We start from the raw sequence: 19,633 nt of genomic DNA on the forward strand, positions 1-19,633 counted from the left end.
GGTCCAGCAACGCCCCGCGCAAAAAGCGCACGCCGTCCGCCCAGGGGTCGGGCACGGGATTGGGGCTGATGCTGGGAAAGCCCCACAGCACGACGATCCAGCCGGTAATCTCCGCATGGTCGGGAATCGGGCCGGTGTAAACTGCCACCGGCACGTTCCCCCCTGCCACGCCGCCGCGCACAGGCAGCAGCCCGGTGCCCGTCTGCCAGCCCTCCGGCAGGGTGATATCGAACGGCGGCGGTGCGGTATCTGCGACGCTTGCTAACGTGGCGTAAGGGGTGGGCGGGGCAGCAGCGTCGGTGGGTGTCACGGTGGGCAAAGGCGTGCGAGGGATGGTGGTCGGCGATGGCGTGGGCGTCGGCCAGGGGGTGGCCGTATCAGTGGGCATGGGCGTTAGCGTCGGAGTCGCGGTGGGGGCCGGGGCAGGAGTGCACCCGGCCACCAGCACGATCAGCAGGCTGGCCAGAGCCAGCCATGCGAAGGTCGCAGACATCCCGGTGTTCAGGGCCGTGCGCATCATCGGTTCAGAACCACAAACGGTCAGGCTGGCGACGCAGCCGGCGACATCGGCTTAAGACTGATCAGCGGCCACATCGGTTGCACATCCATATCCAGGCTGTCACGCTGGCCCTGGATGAACCGGAAGTATCCTGCCGTGGCGATCATGGCCGCGTTGTCGGTACACAGGTGCAGGGGCGGGTAGTAGACCGGCAGTTCCGCCTGGCGGCGCACCGTCTCCCGCAGCGCCCGGTTGGCGCTGACTCCGCCGGCCAGCAGGACGGCGGTCGCGCCAAACTCCCTGGCCGCCCGGACGGTCTTTTCCACCAGCGCGTCGACAACCGCCTGCTGGAAGCTGGCGGCCATGTCGTTGATGCGAATATCGCGCCGTAGCGGGGCCTCGCGCTCTTCAACGCGCTGATGCGGCAGGGCGCCGCCCGCCTGGACGGTCGCTTCCCGCAGGACGGCGGTCTTCAGCCCGCTGAAGCTGAAGTCATAGGGTGCGTCGGTGCGGGCCTTGGGGAAGTCGTAAGCATGCGGGTTGCCACCCTCCGCCGCCTTCTGGATGGCCGGGCCGCCGGGATAACCCAGCCGCAGCAGGCGAGCGACCTTGTCAAAGGCCTCCCCGGCGGCATCGTCCTGGGTACCGCCCAGGTGCTCGTACTGGCCGTGATCGCGGACCAGCACCAGCTCGGAATGCCCGCCGGAAACGATCAGAACTACCACCGGGAAGGTGATCTGCTCCGCGGCTTCGGTCAGCCACAGGGAGTAAATGTGTCCTTCCAGGTGGTTCACGCCAACCAGCGGCAGCCCCTGCCCGAAGGCCAGCCCCTTGGCGAAGTTGACGCCGACGAGCAGGCTGCCGGCCAGGCCGGGGCCGCGCGTCACGGCGATGGCGTCGAGGGCGTCGTAGCCAACGGCGGCCTCCTCCATCGCCTGGCGGACAACCGCGCCGATGACCTCGATATGGGCGCGGGAAGCGACCTCCGGAAAGACGCCACCATACGGCGCATGCAGGGCAACCTGGGAGGCGACCACGTTGGAGAGGATGTGCCGCCCATCGCGGACGACGGCGGCGGCGGTTTCGTCGCAGCTGGTTTCGATGCCCAGGATAAGCGTCATAGGGTGATCCTCGCTCAAGCGGCCAGAGGGCTGGCCGGGTCGATCTGCTGGCGGTGAATGATACCGCATTTTCGGGCGGAAGGAGAGACCAACGAGGACATGGATATCCGCTGCTGTGGGCGGCACGCCTGCAGCCGGTCGCGTTGCCGGGGATGGAGGCCGTCAGTGGCACAGAGCCGGTCGAAAGGGGTCTGAGCGCGATCGAAACGGCGGGTGAGTTGGGCGGGCTGGCCGCTGGGGGCCGGGCGATAGGTCTTTTCAGCCAGGTGTAGCACGGGCTGGAAGAAGTTGTAGTAGAGCTACATGGCGTCATACACCTGATTGAGCAGGCTGGTCTGGGCGACGGTGTCGAGACGGTCATAGCCATCCCCCATCGGTAACATGTTACGTGAGTGAATATGCCTGCTTGCGGATGGCAGGCCAGGGCTGGTATGATCCGCGCTCATGAGCGACGAACCCATCCAGCCCCCCACGCCCGGTGATCCCCGGCCCGCTGGTGGGCCAGACGAAATTCCGGACTGGCTGCGGCGCATCCGCGACCGGCGGGTAGCCGAAGCCGCGGCGCGCCGGGCGCGCGCGGCAGCACCCCCGCCACCGACGCCATCCCCTGATGCCGGTGCAGTGGCGGACACCCCCGCGCCAGCGGAAGGCATCCCGGCCTGGCTACAGGATGCCAGCGCCCGGCCAGAAGAAGCCGCCGGAGAAGCCGGCCCGGCCTGGCTGGAGGCAGCGCTGATGCAGAAAGCGACGGGCCAGGGGCCGCAGCCGGTCTCCCTTCAAGCGTCGGATGAGCCTGTTGCAGCGCCTGCTATGCAGGCGGCGCCCGTCGTACAGGCGACCGCTGTAATAGGGGGACCAGCGACCATCCAGGAAGACCCCGCCGCTGCCCGCGCTCGCCGCCGCCGGGAGCGCCGGGCCAGGGCGCGCCATGCCAGCCCGCTGCTCAACATGATCCAGTCGCTGATGGTTGTCGCTGCTGCCGCTGCTCTGATCGCCACCATTTTCACGTTCTGGACTCCGGCCAGCTTCCTGAGCGATGAAACACGGGAAGGTCTGCGCCCGGCTTACGCTACCCTCAGCGCCCAATCGCCGCCAACGCCGATCCCGACGCCGATCTGGATGCGGCGCATCGGCATCGTTAGCGGGCACTGGGGGCCGCACCCCAGCACCGGCCGCAGCGATCCCGGCGCAGTCTGCCCGGATGGCCTGACCGAGGCTGAAGTCAACCGCAACGTCGCCCAGCTTGTCGTCCAGGCCCTCAGCCGGCGGGGCTATGACGTTGACCTGCTGGACGAATGGGACCCGCGCCTGGACGGCTACCAGGCCTCGGTGCTGCTGTCCATCCACGCCGACTCCTGCCATCAGTTCACCCTGCCTGGTGCGACCGGCTTCAAGGTCGCCCCGCCCGCTTCTCGCACATCCGCCCGCGCCGATGACCTGCGCCTGCGCGATTGCCTGCTCCAGCGGTACCAGGCGGTCACCAATATGCCCGTGCATCCCAGCATCACCCGTGACATGACCGAGTACCATAGTTTCAACGAGATTTCCGAGGTCACCCCGGCGGGGATTATCGAACTGGGCTTTCTGTACGAGGATCGCGATTTGCTAGAAAACCGGCCTGATCTGCTGGCGGAGGGAATCGTCCAGGGGTTGCTGTGCTTCCTGGAGCAGACTGTGCCCACGCCATTGCCGGAACTTACCCCCTGGCCGACGCTCGAATCGACGCCTACGCCCCTGCCTTCGCCCGGCCTGTCTTGAGCGGCAAACGAGCTGTTAAGGAGAGTGGGCTGTGGACTGCGAACTGGTGATGTATACCCGCAACTGGGGCTGCTATTACGTCAGCGTCGCCCGCGCTCTGCTGGCCCGCCATGGCATCCCCTGCCGGGAGATCGACATCGACGCTGACCCGGCGGCGCGTGAGTGGCTGCTGCAGAATGTAGGCTACCTCTCCGTCCCGACGCTGGTCATCGCTGCGCCAGGACAGACGACTCCCGTTGCTCCGGCCCTGCCGCTGGCCCCCGGCCAGAGTCCGCGGGGCGTGGATCGCGGCACGATCCTGACCGAGCCAAGCGCCGAGCAACTCACCGCCTGGCTGGTCAGGCACGGCCTGCTGGCGGCAGATGCGGTTTGAGCCGCGCTGGCCCCGGCGAGACTTTTAACAATCCGATAAGAACCACATGCCACAAGTCTATTAAGATATCGTTTAGGCCATGCTGATCCGGTCAGACTCATTGATTCAGCAGGCATTGTGTGCTACAGTAAAGTAAGGATTTATTAACATTACAGATCGCACGCTGGCGGCAGGCAGGGGGGCCTAACAGCCTGCCCGGCGCAACTATCCTTTCGGTTGCTGGAATAGTTGGTAGCGAATTTATCGACCTGGCGTTTATCCGCATGAGCGATTGGCCCGGATTGTTGACCAGGGAGACTGCGCGATGGACATGACCGCCTCGACAGTTTCCCTGAAGCTATCGCGTGAGGCGTTTCGCTGGTCGTACCTGGCGCTGGTCCTGCTGGGTCTGGGCCTGGCGCTATGGCTGACCTTCCTGGGGGATGAAGCGCCCGCAGCCATGTTTGACCGCCTGTTGTGGGCGGTCTATCTGATCACGTTCGTGCTGTACGCCCTCAACCCTCTTTCGGTGGAAGGCGCCCCGGCGAGCGATGTGCTGGGGTTGTTACTGCCCCTGCTGGCTGCCTACCTGACCTTCAACCTGACTTCGGCTGTCCTGTTGCTGATCGCGGGGATGCTCATCGCCAGCACAATCCAGTACGTCCACCTCAGCGATGGGCTGGTCTATACCGTCCTGCGGGGGAAGCGCCGCTTTCTGCGGCAACGTATCCTGCCCCAGCTGGCGGCGGTAGGGATGGGGCTGCTGGGCGGCGCGGCGGCTTACGCGATCATCGGGGGCAGCCAGCCGCTGGTGAGCCTGCAGGAGACTGACCTGCCGCGTCTGACCGTCCTGCTGGGGGTGGCGCTAGGGCTGCGCAGCCAGATCATGCATCTGCCGTTCATGCGGGGGGAGCGGCAGCTGGATAGCATCTATCCGCTTTATGTCCGCGTATACTGGGTTACCCTAGACTTGCTGCTAACCATCCCGGCGGTGGTTATGGCCATACTCTACTACCAGGCCAGCCGGACGATCGTCAGCCTCAGCCTGTTGCCGGTCATTCTGGGCGCGCTGGGGCTGCGCGCCCTGACTCTTTCCCGCAGTGCGCTGTACCGCCGTATTGATGAACTGAGCATCCTCAACATCGTCAGCAAGGCGCTGACCACCGCCACCACGCCGCTGATGCTCTTCGAATCCCTTTATCAGCAGGTCAACCGCCTGATCGACGCGCCGATCTTTTATATCGCTGTGCCCGATACCGGTCAGCAGCGCATCAGCTTCCCACTGGTGGTGGAAAACTACCGGCGCACTCACTGGCCGGATCGCCCCTGGAGCGAGGGGCCGATCGAGGCAATCATCCAGCGGCGCGCCGCCCTGCTATCGCCGGATGGTGGGGACCCCCTGCTGCGCACCGGCGACGGGCCGCCCTGCCGCGCTTATCTGGGCGTACCGATCCAGTTGCATGACACCGTTTACGGCGTGCTGGCTGTTCAGCATCCCACCGTGACCGGGGCTTACACGCTGGCGGAGCAGAACGTGCTGGAGACGATCGCTTCACAGGCTGCCAGCGCCCTGCGCAACCTGTACCTGCGCAGCGAGGCCCAGAAGTTCACCGATGGCCTGCTGGCGGTCAACCACGTGTCCAATGTGGTCAACGCCAGCCTCAACAGCGAGGTGATCCTGCGGGAAGTGTGCAGTGTGGCCTGCGACGTGAGCGGCGGCTCCGGCGCGGCGATCTTCCTCAAAGGGCCGGGGACCGCCTCTTACCACATCGCTCACAGCGTTGGCCTGCCGGATGGTGTGGAGGCGGCGCTCAGCGGTTCGCTCAGCCACACAAACGGTTGGGATGCTTTGCTCTCCTGGCCCCGCGTGGCCAGCATCACCGATCTGCACACCGATGCCCGCGCGGCCTGGCTGGCGCCTTCCCTGGCCGGAACACCGCTGCACAGCATGACAGTGGTGCCGTTCATCTCCATCCGCAACCAGATCAACGGCAAGACACTCACGCCCGTTCAGGATGCGCTGGGCTTTGTGGCGATCTTCTTTGACCGGCCTCACACGCCCGACGAGAACCAGCGCTACCTGCTGCAGATGGTTGCCAATCAGGCCGCCATCGCCATCGAAAACAGCCGGCTCTTTGAAGAAACCCGGCGCAATGTCCAGCGGCTGGCTTACCTGGTTGAGACAGCCCGTGTCTTTTCGGAAAGCCTGGCCCTGGAAAAGGTCACCGAATCGGTGGTGATCTGGACGGTCGAAGTGCTGGACGTCGACACAGCCATACTGACACTGTGGAACCGCGAGGAAGACTGTCTGGTCGTGCAGGCCCATGCCAGCCAACGGGATATGAACTTCGCGCCGCCGCCCGCCTTACTCTGCCCCCTGAGTGCCAACCCGGAGATTGGCGAAACGCTGCAGAGTCGCTGGTCGCGGGCGTTTACAGCTGGCGATCCTACCCTCAGCCCGGCTCTGCATGAGGTCTTTGCCCAGTCCGGTTTGCAGACGTTGATCTTCATCCCGCTGGCTGTACGGGATGACGCCCTGGGGGCGTTGATCCTGGGCAGGGTCGAACGATCCCCGCTGAGCAGCGACGACATCAGCCTGGCGGAAGCGATCGCCATTCAGGTAGCCACCGCCGTGGAAAACGCCCGCTTCCACCAGCTAACCGAAGCCGAATTGAGCAACCGTGTCCTGGAGATCAATGTGCTGCAGAATGTGCTGCGGCACATTTCCGTCAGCACCGATGAAGTCTCGATCATCCGGGAAGTGCTGGATGCGGCCTATACGGTTACCCGCGCCGATCTGTTGGGCTGCGCCCTGATCGAGCCAGGGGGAATCCCGCTCAACGCTGGCAAGGCTGGAGCCGGGTCAGACCGTCCGCTCAGCCTGTACTGGCGGCTGGCCAACGGCAACGGTCTGCAACACCGCCAGTACACCGAGATCAGCCGGGGCGTGGTTGCTGAAGTGTTGCACACACGGGAACCGTTGCTGGTCGACGATGTGAGCCGGGCACCGCATTACTGGCTGCCGGAGGGGACGCTTGGCTTTGCCTCAGAACTCTGCGTGCCTATCCTGCACCAGGATCAAGCCCTGGGGGTGATCAATCTGGAAAGCCGCCAGGTGGGCCACTTTACGGAGGCGCACCTGCGCTTCCTGCAGAATCTGGCTGGGCACGCCGCCATCGCCCTGAACCGCGCCCGGCTGCTGGCCAGCAACCAGCGCCAGATCGAGGTTCTGGAAGCGATCCGCGTGTTATCGCTGGACCTGCTACAGGCCGCTGACCTGGACACCGTGCTGACGCGGGTCTGCAATGTCGCGCTGAGTATCCTCAACGGCGTCAACATTCACATTTACTTTTACGACCCGGCAACGGACAAGCTGACCTTCGCCGCCAGCCTGTGGCATGACGGCCGCCGTAACATCGAGATCGCTCACCCGCGCCCTGACGGCCTGACTTACCGTGCCCTGCGCGCCGGGCATTCCATCATCAGCGATGATTTTGAACGCTTCCCTGGCGTCCCGACCCAGCGGCTGGGGATTTTCCCACTGGTGCACCAGGGCCAGCCGGTCGGCGTGCTCAACGCTGCCGTTCGGCACCCGGACGATCTGGGCGAGGGCGAAGTCCGGGCCATGGAACTGCTGACCAACCAGGCTGCCAGCGCCATCGAGCGCGTGCGGCTCTTTGAAAGCCGCCAGCGCCAGATCGAAATCCTGGATTCCCTGCGCCGCAATTCGGTCGCTCTGCTCAACGCCACCAACCTGGCCCAGGTGCTGGACGTGATTTGCCAGACCGCCCTGCTGATGGTCGACGCGGAGAAGGTCTACCTCTACTTCTACGATCGAGAGACCGACCGCCTGACCTTTGGCGCCAGCCTGTACCGCGATGGTCGCCGTAACCTGGAGGACTATCCCCCGCGTCCGGACGGCGTGACCCACCGCACCGCCGTCACAGGCCGTTCCCAGCACCTGAGCCTGGATCAGATTTACGTGCGCGACCCCAGCAGCCCGATCACGGCCCTGCAGAGCGTCCCGCTCAAGCACGGCGACCAGGTCATCGGTGTGCTCAATGTGGCCGTGCGCGACATCCAGCAACTGGGCGCTGACGAAGCCAGTGCGCTGGAGCTGCTGGCCAACCAGGGAGCGGCAGCCATCCTCAACGCCCGCCTGTACGAAGAAATCCGCAAGGCGCGCGATCATATGGCTGTGATCCTGGGCGCGACCCGGGATGGCCTGTTGCTGGTTGACCGGGACGGCCTGTTGCTGCACGCTAACCCGGCGGCGGAGCGTCTGCTGGGCGCGGAACTGCGGCCTTACCTGGGCAAGCATCTGCTCCGCGCCCTGCGGCAGCCAGCCCTCCACGACCTGCCACGGGAGGACTTCCGCCATCCCGACGGCATCAAGGCTATCTGGCGCTCCCTGCGCAGCGATCCACAGCGGCCCACCCTGCGCCACGCCCAGATCACGCTCCACGGCCAGACGATCTACCTGGAGGAGGAAAGTATCCCCGTGCTGGCGGAAGATGGCACGGTAGCCGGGCGACTATTCGTCTGGCGGGATATCAGCGCCCAGGTGCAACTGGAACGGGGCCGCGAAGAACTGACCCATACCATCGTGCACGACCTGCGCAGCCCGCTTTCCTCGATCAAGGGCGGTCTGAGCGTGCTGCGCGACATGATCGCCGAAGATGAAACGCTGAACCGCGATGAGGCGCTGGAAGTCATCAGTATCGCCGAGGGGGGCGCGGAAGGGCTGCTGGCGCTGGTCAACAGCCTGCTGGATGTCGCCCACCTGGAAAGCGGTGAGATGCCCCTCACCCTCACTTCCGCCTCCCTGCACGAGCCGGTAGAACGGGCTGTGCGGGTGTTGGAGATGCTAGCCAAAGAAGAGGACATCCAGATCGAGCGAGAATTGCCGGAAGATCTGCCCCTGCTGTTCATGGACAGCGGCAAAATCACCCGTGTGTTCACCAACCTGATCGACAACGCCCTGCACTACACGCCACACGGCGGACGCGTGATCATCCGGGCGGAATATCAGCCGGAAGAGGGTGTCATCCTGGCGACGGTGGAGGATAGCGGGCCGGGCGTCCCGCCGGAAGTGCGCGGGCGCATCTTCGAGCGGTACGCTACTGGCCTTTCTGGCATCCCGCAACGCCAGCATCGCGGTCTGGGGCTGGGGCTGACCTTCTGCAAGATGGCGGTGGAAGCGCATGGCGGTCGTATCTGGGTGGACGATAGTCGCCTGGGCGGTGCAGCTTTCCGTTTCACGCTGCCGCTTGTCCACTAGCGCTCCGGGCTGCTCGCGTTGTTCAGCAGGCGCGCGCTACAGACAGGGCTACGGATGGCGCGGATTGCCGTTCTCTCCGCCCACCCGTGCGAATCGTGCGCTAGGCTTCCGGCGGCCACGACCAAGCCAGGATCGCCTCCGCCAGGGCGAAATCTTCCGGTGCGTCGATCTCCACGGCGGTCAGCGGATGCATGACGTAACAGGTGATGCGCCCGCCCAGGCGGTTATGCTCTTCTCGCAACACCCGGGGCCGCATGACGTAGATCGAGCCATTTTCCATGCACAACCCTGAGGCGTACTCCTGGCGGCGGGGACGGCGGCGATAGTCGTAGTTGTAGGGTTGCGGGCGGCCGTCCTCCCCGACCCGCCACAGGAAGCGGCTGAACGGCACCACCGAAAGCAACGAATCCGCCCCGCTCTCCAGCAGCGTTTCCACTGCCCGGTCGATGTCGCCGGGCAAACGCAGCGGCGAGGTGCACTGTAACAACACCACCAGATCAGGTGTGTAACCCCCGGCAGCCTGCAAGGTATCCAGGACGTGCAACAGCGCCGATTCGGTTGTGGCAGTATCGCCGCTGATCGCCGCCGGGCGCCAGATCACCTCCGCGCCGTTCTGCCGGGCAATCGCGCCAATCTCGGCGTCATCGGTGGAAACGACAAGCCGGGTGATAGAACGGGCGGCCAGAGCGTGAGCGATAGTATGCGCCAGCAGCGGGCGCCCGGCCAGCGGGTGGATGTTCTTGCGTGGCACACCGCGCGATCCACCCCGCGCCGGGATAATAGCCAGGATATGTTCGGGCCGGGCAGAGGTGGTCATGGGGCAGTCGCGTCCGGTGAGTTCGGGCTGGCGGCGGCAGTGAGCGCTTCCTCAAAGGCGCGTAACAGGTCAGTCTCGGTCACGATCCCGATCAGCTTCCCGGCGTCATCCAGGACAGGCAGACCGCCGATCTTGCGCGTGCGCATCAGGCGGGCCGCTTCGTACAGAGGCGTTTCCGGGCGGACGGTGACCGGATCGGGCGTCATGCAGACATCCACCAGCACCTGGTTGAGCAGCATCTCGTCCTGCCAGCGCTCATGCAGGACAAACGGCGAGTTGAGCGCCTGGCGGATATCCCGGTCGGTGATGATCCCGACCAGCCGCTCGTGCGCGTCCAGGACCGGCAGGCGGCGGTAGCGGCCCCGGCGGAAGCGTTCCACCGCTGCCCGCAGGTTATCCCCCAGGTGGAGCACATCCGGGTTGGCGGTCATCACATCGGCCACCACCAGGGCGCAGGCGTCCTGCCGGCGCAGGACGGCGCGGATGCGTCCCTCGGCGTCGCGGCGGGCACGCAGGGCCTCCAGCGTCTCCTGCAAGCGGGCGTTCTCCGTCCACAGTCGCTCGATCTCAGCCTGCAACTCCCGCTCGATGGACATGCCGCGCACCTCGCTCGTTGTACCGTCTGCCGAACCACCCGAATCATACCACAGGCCCGGCGGACCGCGCCCGGCAGGCCGGCGATGTGGTAGAATATGCCCCGCACTTCAGGCAGGTGACCGAATGATGACGACCGCTTCTCCATCCTCAATGACCGCTGGTCGCCGTGCGGCCCCGCGCCCCACGCCGATCCTGTTCGTTTCCAGCTATACCGGCCTCGGCGGCGGCGAGACCAGCCTGTATGAGATGGTGCGCTGCCTGGACGCTGGACGCTGGACGCCGCACCTGCTGGTCCCCGGCGAAGGGCAATTCCCGGCGCTGTGGCGATCGCAGGGCTGGCCGGTGCACATCCTCCGCTGGCGACCAGCGATGCCGCTGTTCGTCCCGGCGCTGTGGGCACGCCTGCCGGTCGTCAAGCAGATCGAAGCCCTGATCCGCCGGGAGCGAATCGCCGTCGTCCGCCCGGAGTATCACAGCATCCCGCTGGTTGCTCCAGCCTGCCGCCGGGCGGGTGTCCCCTGGGTGTGGATGATCCACGGTCGCTGGACACATCCCCGCCCCTGGCAGCGCGGGCTGTTCCGCCAGGCGGCCCATCTCTTCGCCGATTCCGGCTGGAGCAAGGCGGGGTTTCTGGGGGAACCGCCGTTCATGCCGCCGGAACGGGTGGAGGTGCGCCATCTGGGGGTGGATGTCGATCGCTTCAACCCGGCAGTCGATGGTCGCGCGGTACGCGCGGCGCTGGGCATCCCGCCGGACGCGCCGGTGATCACCATCCTGGGGCGCTTCCAGCCGATCAAGGGACATCTCAACTTCCTGGGCATGGCGGCCCGTATCGCGCCGGAATTCCCGCAGGCGCGCTTTTTGATCGTGGGCGACAACGTGCTCGATGGCGCAGTCGGCGACCGGCACAAGGCGGCGATCCTGGCCGCGGTGGAAAGCAACCCCGACCTCAAACGAAGCGTGATCTTCACTGGCTTCAGCGATGATCTCGTCCCTACCCTGCGGGCCAGCGACATCCTGGTTTGTGCCTCGGACTTTGAGTCGTTCGGGATGGCCCACCTGGAGGCGATGGCCTGCGCGGTGCCGGTGGTCAGCACCAATGTCGGTGGCCCGGCGGAAACCGTGCTCGATGGCCAGACGGGTCTGCTCGTCCCCCCGCGCGATCCGGAGGCGCTGGCGGCGGCAGTGTGGCGGCTGCTGATCGATCCGGACCTGCGGGCGCGGATGGGGGCCGCCGGGCGGGCGCATGTGCTGGCCCGGCTGGATGTGCGTCACTACGCCGCCCGCTTTGAGGAAGTGCTGGCGGCGGTAGCCGGTTTCACATGATCGGCCAGACGGGGGTAAACGATGGTCTAAGCCCCTCACTTCAGGCCCCTCAGTCGCCGCCGTACCGCCGCGAACTTTTCCCCCTATAGCACCGGGTTCAGCACAAAGTGCACGCTGAACAGCACGATCGTGATCACCGTATAGATCATCAGGGTATTGTTGATCGTCCGTTTTTCCTCTTCCGGCGTGTCGGCGCGGGCATAAAGGGGGATGATGAACGGCGGCGGCAGGATCAGGAGCGTGAACAGGGCGATCTCAAAGCCGCGTTCCAGCTCCAGCAGGCCCCGGATCAGAAAGCGATTCAGCAGGAAAGCCAGCGGCAACAGAATCGCCAGCCGTGTGGCGATCACCGGCAGGGTCTGCCGGATGCCGGCGACATCCAGCCTGATCCCGTAGCCGATGATGATCAGGATCAGCGGCACCACAAGATGGCTCAGGAAGCTGAGCGTTGCCATGATCCCGCCGGTGATGGCGGTTGTGGCCAGGAATGTCTGTGCACCTAGCAGGTTAAAGGCCAGCCCGGCCAGAATCGCGATCACCACCGGCGAGCGGAGAAACGCCCGCACCACCTGCCCCGGCCCGCTCAACCCATCCCGCCGCATCAGGAGTAGCGCCAGAAACACAAACCAGATGAAGATCTCATGACCAAGATCGATGATGGCGATATAGCCGATATTTTCCAGGCCATAGGCGCTGCCGAACAGGCTCACCCCTAGCATGCCATATTCAAAGCCCGTCATTAGAAAGGGGAAGTACGCCCGCCCACCGCCCGGCCCCGCCCTGAGCAGCAGCCCCAGTCCGTAGAGCAGCAGGCACAGCAGGAAGATGGCAAGGAAGGTGACGAGATAGGTGAGCTTCAGCTCAATGTTGAGGAAGGACATGAACAACACGGCGGGCAGGGCGATGTTGACCGCGATCTTGCGCAGGTCGTCAATGGCCTGATCGGTCAGGAACCGGCTGCGCCGGATCCAGTAGCCCAGTCCGAGCAGCAGCAGAATCGGCAACACCCGGTTGAGGATATCGGTTGTCTGGCTCATCGTCTCTACCTGTGTGACCAACAGATGGCCGGCGGCGAGGGAAGCTCCAGTGGGTCAGCGGAGCTTTGCCGCCGATTGTACTGCGGCGTGCGCAGCAGGAAAATGCGCTGCAGCAGGGAGATGCCTGGCCGTAAGGGGTCAGGAACAGGGAAGGCTTCCCAGCCTCCCGATTCATCCCGGAACGGCTGACAGATTCAGCCTCTCCCCCTGCCATTTTACAGGTTGCCAGCCGCCAGGAGTCATCGCTATAGTATCCGCCACGCGATTTTGCCCAGGAGTGATCCCATCACTACTTCAGGAGCGCCCTGCATGACGACTCTTGCCGCGCCGGTCCGGAACGCCCGCTGTCTGACCATTGACACTGTCCGCGAGAACATCGTCGGCATTGATGCACAGGTCCCCCTGCTGGACGGCACAACACGCCCCTATGTCAACTTTGATAACGCCGCCAGCACCCCCGCCCTGCGCCCGGTGCTGGACAAGGTCAACGAATTCATGACCTGGTATTCCAGCGTCCACCGCGGCAGCGGCTTCAAGAGCCAGGTGGCCACGGAAGCCTATGAGGCCGCCCACGCGATCGCCTTGCGCTTTGTCGGCGCGGACCCGGCTACCCACACGGCCATCTTCGGCAAGAACAGCACGGAAGCGCTCAACAAGCTGGCCAACCGCTTCCCCTTTCAGCCGGGCGACGTAGTGCTGACCACGCTGATGGAACACCATTCCAACGATCTGCCCTGGCGCAAGGTGGCCCATGTGGAGCATGTCCTGCCGGACTCCAGCGGGGCGCTGGACGAGGCTCACTTTGACCGGCTGCTGGAACGCTACGCCGGGCGGGTGAAGCTGGTGGCGGTGACCGGGGCCTCTAATGTGACCGGTTACATCAACCCCATTCATCGCCTCGCCGAGAAAGCGCACGCTGCCGGGGCGCAAATCCTGGTGGATGTGGCCCAGCTGGCCCCGCACCGGGCGGTGGAGATGCGCCCGCTGGACGATCCCGGCCATCTGGATTATGTGGTGCTTTCCGCCCACAAGATGTACGCGCCGTTCGGCACTGGCGCCCTGATCGGGCGGCGGGATACCTTCCTGGAAGGCGATCCGGATATGGTCGGCGGCGGCGTGGTCGACATTGTGACGGTCAATTCCGTCAAGTGGGCCGGTCTGCCCGATCGGGAAGAAGCCGGCAGCCCCAATGTCGTCGGCGCGGTAGCCATGGCCCAGGCCATGTTGTGCCTGGAAGCGATCGGCATGGACGCTCTGGCCGAACATGAGGCCGTCCTGACAGCGCGCCTGCTGGAACGGCTGGGCCGCATCCCCGGCGTGCGTGTCTTTGGCATCACCGATCCCGCCCGCGCCCGTGACAAGGTTGGGGTGGTGCCCTTCATCGTGGAAGGGATGAGCCACTACCTGGTGGCGGCCATTCTCAGCGCGGAAGGCGGGATCGGCGTGCGCAATGGCTGCTTCTGCGCCCATCCGTACCTGTTGCACCTGCTGGGCGTGGACGAGCAGCAGGCGGCCTCCTACCAGCAGGAGATCCACAACGGCGTCAAGGCACACCTGCCCGGTCTGGTGCGGGCCAGCTTTGGCTGCTACAACAACGAAGCGGAAGTCGACTGGTTCGCGGAGATGCTGGAGCGTATTGTGCGCGGCGACTACCGGGGCCGTTACGTGCAGGACCCGGCCAGCGGCGCTTACTGGCCGGAAGGCTTCGCCCCCCGGCTGGAGGCATACTTCCACCTGGGATGATGGTGAGGCGATGCGCTCACCGTTCCCGCCCGCGTACGATCACCTGGCCCAGCAGCAGGCGGTCGGATTGCCGTCCGTTCGGGCGCGTGACCGGCAGGCGGACGCCCGTCCGCCAGTCGTAGACCATCAACATGGCCCGGTATTCCCCCGGCAGCAGATCGCCGGTCGGCAGGATGACCTGCTGGCAGGCACAACGATCCAGCGGCAGTCCAACATCCACCTGGGCGGCCAGATCGCCCGCGCTATCGTACAGGTGCACCGCCAGCGAGTAAGTGTAGGGCGGCACGTCTTCGCCCTGCCGCCACCCGATCAGCAACGTGTGATCGCCGCCGACCACCGGCGGCAGTGGAGCGAGATGGGTCAGGGCGATGTCGTCGCCAAAGCGGACGATCGGCGGGGCTGCTTCTGCCGCACAGCAACAGGCCGGGGCGCGGGCATATAGCTCCAGCGATAGGCCCGGCCGATCCACCGCCCGCCGGCACAGGCCGAAATCCGCCGCCAGCGCCGCCTGCACGGCGTCCAGCGCGGCGGCGTAAGGATCGGGCTGCGAGCGGTGTTCCAGGGCCAGCCAGGCGCGGGTGGTCTGGCCCAGGAAGCTGGCCGCCGCCACGCTAAAATCCTCCCCTTCGCCGGGCGCGTAGGTCAGCCAGTCGGTATACAGCTTGTGCAGCCCCAGATCGTGGATGTCGTACTCGATCACATCGGAGATCGGCCAGGTCGGTACGGGCGCATGATATACCAGCACATCCCCGGCGCGGGCCTCCGCCTGCAGGGTGCGGGTCAGATCACCCAGCGGCAGGTGCCGCCGGAAGAGATCGCCCCGGTCGTTGTTGTAGAACAGGATGTCGACCAGCGTGGAGTCGAGCGCGTACCAGACGCCGCTTACAATCCACGCGGCGGCGACAGCCAGGGCCAGCCAGCGACAGCGCGGCGCATGCCATAGCCGGTCGATCCCCAGACCGGCGATAAGCGCCAGCAGCGGCCAGAGCATCAGCAGGTAGCGCACATGGGTGATCAGCGGCGTGACGGCGTTGATCAGCAGGATCAACCCCAGCAGCGCCCCGGCCAGGAACCAGATCAGTCGCGCCCCGCGTGCCGGGTAGCCAATGGCCGCCCCGCCCGCCACCAGCGCCGGTAGAAACAGCCCATTGCTGAAGGCATAGGCCAGCATGAGCAGCGCCATAACGGCGGGCATGGCGATCGTCCGCCCGCCCATGTGCACTGTCTGCTCAACTCCGCGCTCCATCACGCTCAGCCAGGGCAGGAAGAGCAGCGCGCCCAGCAACGCCGGAATGGCTGTTCGCCGCCAGACGCCAGGCTGCCGTACAAAGAGTAGCTGGTAAAGGCCCAGGCTGAGGGGTAACAGCAGCGCCAGGTAGTGGGTATAGGCGGCCCCGGCGACCGCCAGCGCCAGCAGCGTCTGGGCAGCCCGACATGGACGCTCCCCGGCAGCCAGGATTCGCCAGTAGGCCAGCAGCATTACCGTGGCGACCAGAACAACCAGTGTATACGTGCGCAGTTCATGCAGGTAGTGGGCAAAGAAAGCCGACGCACCCAGCGCCAGCGCAGCGCCCAGTGCGGCCACTGGAGAGGCCAGATCGCGGCCCAGACGGTAGATCGCCGCCACCGCCAGCACACCCGCCAGCAGGGAAAGCGTCCGGGTGGCCAGTGGAGTCCACCCGACCAGCGTCCCCCACAGGTTGACCAGCAAATGGTAGCCAGGCGGGTTGTTCGGCTCGGTTGCCGCCGATTGCCGCCAGACATCTGCCAGGGAATAGGGGCCGTAGAAGCGCGCCCCGGCTTCCTGCAGGGTGAAGATCTCGTCGTACCACAGCGTATCGTTGAGCTGCACAGCGCCCAGCGCCGTGGTTAGCAAAAGCAGGAATACCACCAGCCAGCCAGTGCGGTTCATGATCCTCTGGCCCGATTGTCCTTCTCGTCGCCTCCCGGCGACCGTACATCTGGTCAGGAGGCATCGGGCGGGATATGACCATCGTAGCACGTCCTGCCAGGGAGGAATATGGCCCTTTGCGCCTAGCGCCGTCCAGCGCGGGCAGGGAAAAGCACAGCGCCGGCGCGGGGGCCGGCGCTGAACTACAGGCTCAGGTCAGGTCGCTGGGGCGGTTTACAGGCTGACGACCCGCGCTTTGCCGCTGAAGCCTTTGGTGGCGTTGCGTGTGTCCACCACCAGCCGGGCGTTATCCAGAATCCACTGCCGGTCGTAGGCGCTGTGATCGGTCACCCAGACGACTGCGTCAGCCTTCGCCAGCCAGTCAGCGGTCAGCTCGACGCTCTGCAGCGCGCGACCATCGAGCTTGATCGAGGGGATATAGGGGTCGTGGTAGGTGACGGAAGCGCCCTTTTCCTCCAGCAGATGAATCACGTCCAGCGCCGGGCTTTCCCGCACGTCGTCGATATCCTTCTTGTAGGCCACGCCCAGCACAGCGATCCGGCTGCCGCGCACCGCCTTGCCCTCGTCGTTGAGCGCACTGGCTACCTTATTGACCACGTAATAAGGCATCGAGGTATTGATCTCGCTGGCCAGCTCGATGAAGCGGGCGTTGTAATTGAGCGCCTTCAGCTTCCAGCTCAGATACAACGGATCGATCGGGATGCAGTGCCCGCCCAGGCCAGGGCCGGGATAGAAGGGCATGAAGCCGAACGGCTTGGTGGAGGCCGCTTCAATCACCTCCCAGACGTTGACGCCGAGCTTGTCGCACATGATCGCCATCTCGTTGACCAGGCCGATGTTCACCGCGCGGAAGGTATTCTCCAGCAGTTTGACCATCTCTGCCGTGCGGGGGGAAGAGACCGGCACGACCCGGTCGATAGCTTTGGTGTAGAGGGCGGCCACGATCTCGGTGCAGGCCGGGGTTACGCCGCCGACCACCTTGGGCGTGTTGCGGGTCTGGTAGACCCGGTTGCCGGGGTCGACCCGCTCCGGCGAGAAGGCGATAAACACATCCTCGCCCACCTTGAGGCCGGCCGGTTCCGTGAGTTGCGGGACGATGACCTCATCGGTGGTGCCAGGGTAGGTGGTGCTTTCCAGCACAACGATCATGTCGCGGTGCATAAACGGAGCCAGCGACTCCGTAGCCGCGTAGATGTAGGACATATCCGGGTCTTTGGTCTTGCGCAGCGGTGTCGGCACGCAGATCAGCACGGCGTCCATCTCACGCAGGGGGGCGTACTCAGTCGTGGCGCTCAGGCGGCCTTCCCGGACAAGAGCCGCCACCGTCTCGGTGGGCACATCCGGGATGTAGCTCTGCCCCCGGTTGAGCTGATCAACCTTCTTCGTTTGCGGGTCGACGCCCAGGACGCGGTAACCGGCCCGCCCGAATTCGACGGCCAGCGGCAGGCCGACATACCCCATGCCGATCACGCCGATCCGGGCCGTGCGATCCTCGATGCGCTGCAAAAGAGCCTCGCGACTCATACGTGAACTCCTTGGAGAAAACCGGCGGGCCGGATTCGGAAGCTACGCTGGCCTGCCATGCTGGGGTCTAGTGTACCATCCCGGCGGGCTGCGGTCACGGGTTGCAAGGCGGCCGTCAGGCAGGCGGTGGAAAACAGCGCCGCAATCAGCGCCTGGCGGCCTGCTCTGCGGCCAGCCGTTGCAGGCGCGGCCAGATCAGGGCGATGGTCAGCCCGACAGACAGGCTATAGATCAGGACGATCGCCCACGCGCCGCCAACCTCGCCATAGCTGGCGACCAGCCAGAGGCCGGGTACAGCCATCACCAGCAGCGCTCCGATTTTGATCACCAGGATGCCGCGCATAACGCGCAACGTGCGGTACAGCGGGCCAAACACGCCGCCGATCCCGGTCACCAGACCAAACAGGCACAACACCCGGATCACGGGGATGGCCGGGATGTATTCCTCCCCCAGGATGGGCGCGACCAGCGGGGCCAGCAGGGCAAAGCCCCCGTACAACGCCACGGCGCTGGGGATCAGGTAGCGCAGCACACGGCGCACGTTGTCCACCAGGCGGATGTAGTCGCCCTGACCGGCCAGGGCCGGCAGGCGCGCCTCCAGGTTGGTCAGGATGCCGTTGAAGAGCAGATTCACGTAGCTGAGGGCGTGCAGTCCCAGCCGCAAAAAGCCCGCCGCTGCCGCCCCGCTGATCATCGCCAGCGCCTGCACCGGCAGCAGCGTGTACAGGGCAGCCACGTTCTTATCCACGGCCAGCAGAAAGCCAAGGCGCCAGTGGGGGCGCGGTGAATTGCGGCGGGCGGCGCCGAGTACTTCGCCTACCGTTGGTAGCAATTCTGGACGCTGGCGCTGCAGGCGGCGGTAGAGGATCAGGCTACCGACGGCCTTGATGGCCGCGGTCGCCACCAGCGCCCCGATCACGCCCGCCGCGCCCCAGCCCAGCAGGACAACCACGATCTTGAGCACTGCCTCGATCAGGTTGGCCACGTTGTCCAGCAGGGTATAGCCGTGCATGATGCGCAGGGCCTGCAATACCAGCAACAGCAGGTTGTGCCAGGGCAGGAAGAACAATGTCAGCATGTAGACCAGCAGCAGATCGCTGATCAACGGGTTGATGGCCAGCAGCGGGCCGAAGAGGGCCGCTGCCAGCAACGCCAGGACAGCAACCGCCAGCGAGATTTGCGCAAAAAACGCCATCTGATCGCGGACGCGATCCCGGTCTCCGGCCCCGATCGCCTCCGCCAGACGGGTGATCGTACTGGGGCCAAGGCCGGTCAGGTTGAAGGTCATCAGCAGGCCGTAGCTGTTGAGCACCAGCTGGTAGACACCGTAGGCTTCCCGCCCCAGCCCGCGTGCCACCACCACAAACGAAACTGCGCCGATCGCGGTCAGGGCCAGGCTGCCCGCCTGTAGCATAACCGTATCCCGCACGAACTTGCTGCGGCCCAGCCGCCTGACTTCGCCGATCAGCCGCTGCAGCATGCTCACCCGCCCTTTCCGCCCGATCTGACGGGGGGCGATTGTACCGCAAAGCGCCCCCCTGGGTAGTGTATCTTTCGCGGTTGAAATTCAGATGCCGGTTGAAGGTTGCCCATCTACGCACCAAATCGCATGTGTATTTTCTCTCAAAATGACACGCGACTTCATTCTGTTGCAGGAACATGAAAA

General features: G+C 65.3%; 13 protein-coding genes and 1 pseudogene. 5 read left to right on the top strand and 9 right to left on the bottom strand.

Going from position 1 to position 19,633, the window contains the following annotated elements:
- Window positions 1–337: 337 nt before the first annotated feature.
- The 3 genes and pseudogenes from HPY64_10975 to HPY64_10985 form a co-directional block, all read right to left on the bottom strand.
- Window positions 338–430: pseudogene (locus HPY64_10975) on the bottom strand (energy transducer TonB).
- A gap of 110 nt (window positions 431–540) precedes the next feature.
- Window positions 541–1,620: a tRNA (adenosine(37)-N6)-threonylcarbamoyltransferase complex transferase subunit TsaD gene (gene tsaD, locus HPY64_10980; GenBank protein ID NPV67658.1), complete on the bottom strand. Its 1,080-nt coding sequence runs from the start codon at window positions 1,618–1,620 to the stop codon at window positions 541–543.
- 299 nt (window positions 1,621–1,919) lie between these two features.
- On the bottom strand, window positions 1,920–2,066 hold the full coding sequence (locus HPY64_10985; GenBank protein NPV67659.1) for a hypothetical protein: 147 nt from the start codon (window positions 2,064–2,066) through the stop codon (window positions 1,920–1,922).
- On the opposite strand from HPY64_10985, the gene HPY64_10990 reads away from it, so the two are divergent.
- From HPY64_10990 to HPY64_11000, 3 genes are all read left to right on the top strand, one after another.
- Window positions 2,065–3,378 carry an N-acetylmuramoyl-L-alanine amidase gene (locus HPY64_10990; protein NPV67660.1) on the top strand — a complete coding sequence of 438 codons (1,314 nt, stop codon included), beginning with the start codon at window positions 2,065–2,067 and terminating at the stop codon, window positions 3,376–3,378. The two genes, HPY64_10985 and HPY64_10990, sit on opposite strands and share 2 nt — an antisense overlap.
- Before the next feature lie 31 nt (window positions 3,379–3,409).
- Window positions 3,410–3,751, top strand: a complete 342-nt coding sequence (locus HPY64_10995; protein NPV67661.1) for a glutaredoxin family protein — start codon at window positions 3,410–3,412, stop codon at window positions 3,749–3,751.
- A 304-nt stretch (window positions 3,752–4,055) separates the two neighbouring features.
- A complete protein-coding gene (locus HPY64_11000; GenBank protein NPV67662.1) occupies window positions 4,056–9,011 on the top strand; it encodes a GAF domain-containing protein in 4,956 nt (1,651 codons plus the stop codon).
- Between the two features lie 100 nt (window positions 9,012–9,111).
- Here the strand turns inward: HPY64_11000 and HPY64_11005 are convergent, their stop codons facing one another.
- Window positions 9,112–9,828, bottom strand: a complete 717-nt coding sequence (locus HPY64_11005; GenBank protein ID NPV67663.1) for an acylneuraminate cytidylyltransferase family protein — start codon at window positions 9,826–9,828, stop codon at window positions 9,112–9,114.
- Window positions 9,825–10,424: a CBS domain-containing protein gene (locus tag HPY64_11010; GenBank protein ID NPV67664.1), complete on the bottom strand. Its 600-nt coding sequence runs from the start codon at window positions 10,422–10,424 to the stop codon at window positions 9,825–9,827. Before HPY64_11010 ends, HPY64_11005 begins: the two co-directional genes overlap by 4 nt.
- A gap of 127 nt (window positions 10,425–10,551) precedes the next feature.
- On the opposite strand from HPY64_11010, the gene HPY64_11015 reads away from it, so the two are divergent.
- The gene (locus HPY64_11015; protein NPV67665.1) at window positions 10,552–11,751 is read left to right on the top strand and encodes a glycosyltransferase family 4 protein; all 1,200 of its coding nucleotides are present in this window, start codon (window positions 10,552–10,554) and stop codon (window positions 11,749–11,751) included.
- A gap of 83 nt (window positions 11,752–11,834) precedes the next feature.
- Here the strand turns inward: HPY64_11015 and HPY64_11020 are convergent, their stop codons facing one another.
- On the bottom strand, window positions 11,835–12,788 hold the full coding sequence (locus tag HPY64_11020; protein NPV67666.1) for a hypothetical protein: 954 nt from the start codon (window positions 12,786–12,788) through the stop codon (window positions 11,835–11,837).
- Between the two features lie 309 nt (window positions 12,789–13,097).
- Here HPY64_11020 and HPY64_11025 point away from each other — a divergent pair, with 309 nt between their 5' ends.
- Window positions 13,098–14,531: an aminotransferase class V-fold PLP-dependent enzyme gene (locus tag HPY64_11025; GenBank protein ID NPV67667.1), complete on the top strand. Its 1,434-nt coding sequence runs from the start codon at window positions 13,098–13,100 to the stop codon at window positions 14,529–14,531.
- A gap of 16 nt (window positions 14,532–14,547) precedes the next feature.
- Here HPY64_11025 and HPY64_11030 read toward each other — a convergent pair whose 3' ends face one another.
- The 3 genes from HPY64_11030 to HPY64_11040 all read right to left on the bottom strand — a co-directional run bounded on the left by HPY64_11030 (window position 14,548) and on the right by HPY64_11040 (window position 19,453).
- Window positions 14,548–16,443 carry a hypothetical protein gene (locus HPY64_11030; GenBank protein ID NPV67668.1) on the bottom strand — a complete coding sequence of 632 codons (1,896 nt, stop codon included), beginning with the start codon at window positions 16,441–16,443 and terminating at the stop codon, window positions 14,548–14,550.
- 213 nt (window positions 16,444–16,656) lie between these two features.
- Window positions 16,657–17,967 carry a nucleotide sugar dehydrogenase gene (locus HPY64_11035; GenBank protein NPV67669.1) on the bottom strand — a complete coding sequence of 437 codons (1,311 nt, stop codon included), beginning with the start codon at window positions 17,965–17,967 and terminating at the stop codon, window positions 16,657–16,659.
- 145 nt (window positions 17,968–18,112) lie between these two features.
- On the bottom strand, window positions 18,113–19,453 hold the full coding sequence (locus HPY64_11040; GenBank protein NPV67670.1) for an oligosaccharide flippase family protein: 1,341 nt from the start codon (window positions 19,451–19,453) through the stop codon (window positions 18,113–18,115).
- Between the last annotated feature and the right edge of the window lie 180 nt (window positions 19,454–19,633).

Source organism: Anaerolineae bacterium (genome assembly GCA_013178165.1).
Classification (GTDB): Bacteria; Chloroflexota; Anaerolineae; order Aggregatilineales; family Ch27; genus Ch27.

Bases quoted from the DNA above. Each gene is read 5' to 3' on its own strand.
- HPY64_11005 (NPV67663.1), bottom strand. From the start codon at position 9,828: ATGACCACCTCTGCCCGGCCCGAACATATCCTGGCTATTATCCCGGCG.
- HPY64_11035 (NPV67669.1), bottom strand. From the start codon at position 17,967: ATGAGTCGCGAGGCTCTTTTGCAGCGCATCGAGGATCGCACGGCCCGG.
- HPY64_10985 (NPV67659.1), bottom strand. From the start codon at position 2,066: ATGAGCGCGGATCATACCAGCCCTGGCCTGCCATCCGCAAGCAGGCAT.
- HPY64_11015 (NPV67665.1), top strand. From the start codon at position 10,552: ATGACGACCGCTTCTCCATCCTCAATGACCGCTGGTCGCCGTGCGGCC.
- HPY64_10990 (NPV67660.1), top strand. From the start codon at position 2,065: ATGAGCGACGAACCCATCCAGCCCCCCACGCCCGGTGATCCCCGGCCC.
- HPY64_11030 (NPV67668.1), bottom strand. From the start codon at position 16,443: ATGAACCGCACTGGCTGGCTGGTGGTATTCCTGCTTTTGCTAACCACG.
- HPY64_11000 (NPV67662.1), top strand. From the start codon at position 4,056: ATGGACATGACCGCCTCGACAGTTTCCCTGAAGCTATCGCGTGAGGCG.
- HPY64_11025 (NPV67667.1), top strand. From the start codon at position 13,098: ATGACGACTCTTGCCGCGCCGGTCCGGAACGCCCGCTGTCTGACCATT.
- HPY64_11020 (NPV67666.1), bottom strand. From the start codon at position 12,788: ATGAGCCAGACAACCGATATCCTCAACCGGGTGTTGCCGATTCTGCTG.
- HPY64_11010 (NPV67664.1), bottom strand. From the start codon at position 10,424: ATGTCCATCGAGCGGGAGTTGCAGGCTGAGATCGAGCGACTGTGGACG.
- tsaD (NPV67658.1), bottom strand. From the start codon at position 1,620: ATGACGCTTATCCTGGGCATCGAAACCAGCTGCGACGAAACCGCCGCC.